At 40.9% G+C, this 4,316-nt stretch carries 5 protein-coding genes; 2 read left to right on the top strand and 3 right to left on the bottom strand.

Features of this window, described 5'->3' with window-relative positions; translation table 11 throughout:
- Positions 1-271 (top strand): hypothetical protein (locus tag AC5JMK_RS13130; RefSeq protein WP_495910286.1); only part of this gene is annotated, 271 nt, incomplete at its 5' end.
- Between the two features lie 252 nt (positions 272-523).
- On the opposite strand, the gene AC5JMK_RS13125 is transcribed toward AC5JMK_RS13130, so the two are convergent.
- Positions 524-817 (bottom strand): protealysin inhibitor emfourin, encoded by a 294-nt coding sequence (locus AC5JMK_RS13125; RefSeq protein WP_096677850.1) that lies wholly within the window; start codon positions 815-817, stop codon positions 524-526.
- A 150-nt stretch (positions 818-967) separates the two neighbouring features.
- Positions 968-2,047: a M4 family metallopeptidase gene (locus AC5JMK_RS13120; RefSeq protein WP_096677851.1), complete on the bottom strand. Its 1,080-nt coding sequence runs from the start codon at positions 2,045-2,047 to the stop codon at positions 968-970.
- A 194-nt stretch (positions 2,048-2,241) separates the two neighbouring features.
- Here AC5JMK_RS13120 and hisD point away from each other — a divergent pair, with 194 nt between their 5' ends.
- A complete protein-coding gene (hisD, locus tag AC5JMK_RS13115; RefSeq protein WP_096677852.1) occupies positions 2,242-3,522 on the top strand; it encodes a histidinol dehydrogenase in 1,281 nt (426 codons plus the stop codon).
- Here the strand turns inward: hisD and AC5JMK_RS13110 are convergent.
- A complete protein-coding gene (locus AC5JMK_RS13110) occupies positions 3,514-4,122 on the bottom strand; it encodes a pentapeptide repeat-containing protein (RefSeq protein WP_495910285.1) in 609 nt (202 codons plus the stop codon). The genes hisD and AC5JMK_RS13110 overlap by 9 nt on opposite strands.
- Positions 4,123-4,316 lie beyond the last annotated feature (194 nt).

Raw genomic sequence — 4,316 nt, 5'->3', positions numbered from 1 at the left:
GAATTCAATAAACGACCACCCGAATTCAATAAACAACTACCCGAATTCAATAAACGACTACCCGAATTCAATGGGATTTAAGAAGAAATTCGACTTGTGTGTACACGATAGCCTTACTAAGGAGAGGGAAGCCGGAGGCAGGGTGAGGTTTTATTTTATCTTTAATTACACCTACCTACTTAGCACTTCTGACTCGATTGCAATACAGTCGGAACCCCACCCCTTAATCCCCTCCCCGCAAGCCTACGGTGTACACACAAATCTAGGTTGAGCGCATCTGTACCGCCTCGGAATAAATTCCGAGTCTCATAGCGCAAGTCCTCTGAAGAGGACTCAAAAAAAGTTTGTTCCAGTCCACTTGAGTGGACTTTCGCTATGAGCCTGGAACTTTAGTTCTAGGCGGAATACAGTTTCAACATGAAAAATTTTGACTTGTGTGTACACCGTAGCCCCGCAAGCGGGGAGGGGATTAAGGGGTGGGGTACGTATTGGACACAACAGAGAACTGCTATAGTTATTATTTTTAATTTCCTCTAGCATTTATCCATTCAATAATTTGTTTTAAACTTCCTGGTAGTCCCGCCTCACTTACTTTTACTGTGTATTGTTGATTATTTTCTTCCACAGTTATAATGTATTGAAAACGGTCAGCCTGGTTACTGGGAGCATTAATTATTGTAGGTAAATTAAAAAAATTTGCGGCTTCCAATAGGTGAGATAGTTGCTGAGCTTCTTCAGAAGACAAATTAGCAGTGTCAACAATAGCTTTCTTACTTATTCCGGCAAAACCACCTGTACGTTGAAGTGATAACCGCATTTTCCTCTCCGTAGTACCAGCTTTTGCTATAAAAAAATACTGGGAATATAAAGCTTTATCTCCCAGTTTAACAATAAAATATAACGACAAAATATAAATTATGGATTCTAAATTAGAAATTTAATTTTTTAGAATTCATAATTCATAATTTTAAATTACTCCTACTTCTTTCCAAGCTTTCTGCACTGCATTCTGTTCTTTACTTTCATTACCATATAATTCACCAGCGACTTGAATGATAATATTTGCAGCGCGTTTAAAGTTAGTTCTAGCACGTAGGCGATCGCGTAAAGCTACATACCAAATTTTTCCTGCTTTTTCCCAAGCATAACCACCAATTTCTGTTGCTGCTAGATAAAAAGCACGGTTGGGAATACCTGAGTTGATATGTACTCCTCCATTATCTTCAAAACCAGTATATTTATTATTCATATGTCCTGGTTGGGGATCTTTTCCTAATATTGAGTCATTGTATGCAGTTCCCGGCGCTTTCATAGAACGAATACCCACCCCATTCACCTTATCTGTAAAGATACCCTCTCCAATTATCCAGTCAGCCTCTTGAGCAGTCTGTTTTTTTACCCATTGTTTCACCAACGAGCCAAATACATCAGAAAATGACTCATTTAATGCTCCAGATTCACCAAAATATTGCAACCCAGCTTCATACTGGGTAACACCATGAGTTAGTTCATGACCAATAACATCAATGCACTTAGTAAAACGTTGAAATACTTCACCATCTCCATCACCATAAACCATTTGGTCGCCATTCCAAAAGGCGTTATCATATTTAACGCCGTAATGCACGGTCGAGTCTAAACGCAGCCCTTTATCATCAATAGAATTACGCTCAAATACTTCATAATATAAATCGTACGTAGCTCCAGCACCATCGTAAGCTTCGTTAACTGCAATATCGTTGCAAGGAGGAGCGCCTTCACCACGTACCAATGTACCAGGGAGTTGCTCAGTACCTTTAGCATCGTAGATAGTGCGGCGCTTTTCACCAGGAGAAACTGCAAAATTTACTGCTCCTATTACATTTCGTCGTCCTCGGAATTGTGACGAAATATTTAAGGTATGAAACGCCCAATTACGTTGTTGCTCATTACCATTTACTACGATATTCTCCAGCATGTGGGGTGGTACAACACAACAAATAGAACATCTTAAGTATTGTTGATGCTCACATCCAAATCCCAATGGTCTTTTATTGTTTCGAGCCATTTAACATATTCTCCTTTTTTACTCAATAGAGTAATGGCAAATACTAGTCTTAACTCTAGTGTGAAAGCGATTAAATAGCCTAATTCAATGAAGAGTTTTTGGTTTTGTGTTTCTACTTTGTTAAAATACTTAACTTCCGCCTTAAACTAAATTATTATCTCCCGAAAACACGTACTACTGCCGAGAGACTTACCATGCAGCTACTGAAAACAACCGACAAAGATTTTTCTACTAAATTCCAAGCATTTGTCAACGAACGCAGGGAAGCAACGGTTGATGTCAGTGGTACAGTTAAAGAAATCATCGCCGATGTCAAAGCGCGTGGTGAGGTCGCAGTCAAAGAATATACCACACGTTTTGATCGCTACAGCCCTGAGTCTTTTCGTCTGAGTGATACTTTTATTGCTGAACAAGCAGTAAAATGTCCCCAGGAAGTTAGATCTGCTCTAGAAGTTGCAGCCCAAAGAATAACTGCTTTTCATCAAAAACAGTTACCGCAAAATATTGCCTACACTGATGAAATCGGCGTGAAACTAGGGTTAAATTGGGTAGCGTTAACAACAGTTGGAATATACGTACCAGGTGGACGGGCAAGCTATCCAAGTTCCCTACTGATGAATGCCCTACCTGCTAAAATAGCTGGGGTAGAACGGATTGTGATGACAGTGCCGATGCCCGGTGGTGAAATTAATCCGGCAGTGTTAGCAGCCGCTCAAGTAGCAGATATTACAGAAATCTATACTATTGGTGGAGCGCAAGCAGTAGCAGCTTTAGCCTATGGTACACAAAGCCTCGCCCCTGTTGATAAAATTGTCGGGCCTGGTAATGCCTATGTGGCAGAAGCAAAGCGTCAGGTATTTGGTAGAGTTGGCATTGATAGCATAGCTGGCCCATCTGAAATTTTGGTAGTAGCCGATGGTAAGAATAATCCAGAATGGATTGCTTGGGATTTGCTGTCACAAGCAGAACATGATCCTAGCGCCCAATCAATTTTAATTACCGACTCGGAAACTTTTGCCCAAAATGTGACAACAGCAGTTGAACAAATTCTCAAAACCTTACCTACTCAAGCAGTAGCCGCTAAAAGCTGGGAAAATCACGGTGCGGTGATTATTGTCAATGATTTAGCAGAAAGTATTTATCTACTGAATCAATTAGCACCAGAGCATGTGGAATTGTGCGTAGACGAACCACAACAGCTTGCCAAGCAAATTCGCTGTGCTGGTAGCATGTTTTTAGGACGCCACACCCCAGAAGCAATTGGTGATTATGTCGGCGGCCCAAATCACGTGTTACCAACAGCACGTTCAGCTCGTTTTGCTTCTGGCTTAAGTGTCTACGATTTTATGAAGCGGATTACCTCTTTGCAATGCGATCAGCAAGCATTACAAACCATAGGTAAAGCAGCAATTAGCCTCGCCGAAGCCGAAGGTTTACCAGCCCATGCAGGTAGTGTGGCGGTAAGATTAGAGTAATGATTCAGACAAACAAGCACCACTCAAGTTCACATCACACAGATCAATCTCATCCATATCGGTACAACTGATATCCGCATAACGCAAATCTGTTCTTGACAAAATAGCTTTAGCCATATTCGCTTTATACAGATCTGCCTTACTCAGATTTGCACCTGTGAGATTTGTCTTACTCAAATTTGCACCCGCCAAATTTGCGCCTGTTAAATCAGCGTAGCGCAGATCCGCACCTTCGAGATTTACATCACTTAGGTCAGCATAGCGTAAATCAGCTAGGCGCAGGTCTGCCCTAGCTAACACGGCCTTGTGTAAATCTGCTTTGACGAGGTTTGACCGAATCAGACAAGCTTTGCTTAAATCAGCCCAAATTAATAAGGCTTCTGTTAAATCAGTTCTCCATAAAGTTGCTTCTATCAGATTTGCTTCATTTAAGTTCGCTCCCCGCAAACAAGCTCCTGATAGATTCGCTCTACTCAAGTTACCCTGACCCAAATTAATTCCAACTAAGCAAATTTCTTTCAAGTTAACGCGTTGCAAGCTCACCTGCAAAAAATGTCTGTTACCCGCAGCGTAGCGCTCAAGAATATCATTAGTGTCCATGATGCCAACACTTATGCATATTTGCTTTACTATTTTGTAAACATATGTAAATAAATATAACAAAAATTAGAAAAAAATCAAGACTGAATCACCAAAAGCATGAAGGTGAACGGATTTATGAATATGATCTAGCTTAAAAAATAGACCTCTTGCAAAAGTCGAATGAACCCCCCTCAATCCCCCCGTGAACGGGG

It is taken from the genome of Pelatocladus sp. (assembly GCF_059505505.1).
Note: the sequence above shows the minus strand (reverse complement) of the source record. Positions and strands in the feature narration are given on the sequence as shown.

Bases quoted from the DNA above. Each gene is read 5' to 3' on its own strand.
- AC5JMK_RS13125 (WP_096677850.1), bottom strand. From the start codon at position 817: ATGCGGTTATCACTTCAACGTACAGGTGGTTTTGCCGGAATAAGTAAG.
- AC5JMK_RS13120 (WP_096677851.1), bottom strand. From the start codon at position 2,047: ATGGCTCGAAACAATAAAAGACCATTGGGATTTGGATGTGAGCATCAA.
- hisD (WP_096677852.1), top strand. From the start codon at position 2,242: ATGCAGCTACTGAAAACAACCGACAAAGATTTTTCTACTAAATTCCAA.
- AC5JMK_RS13110 (WP_495910285.1), bottom strand. From the start codon at position 4,122: ATGGACACTAATGATATTCTTGAGCGCTACGCTGCGGGTAACAGACAT.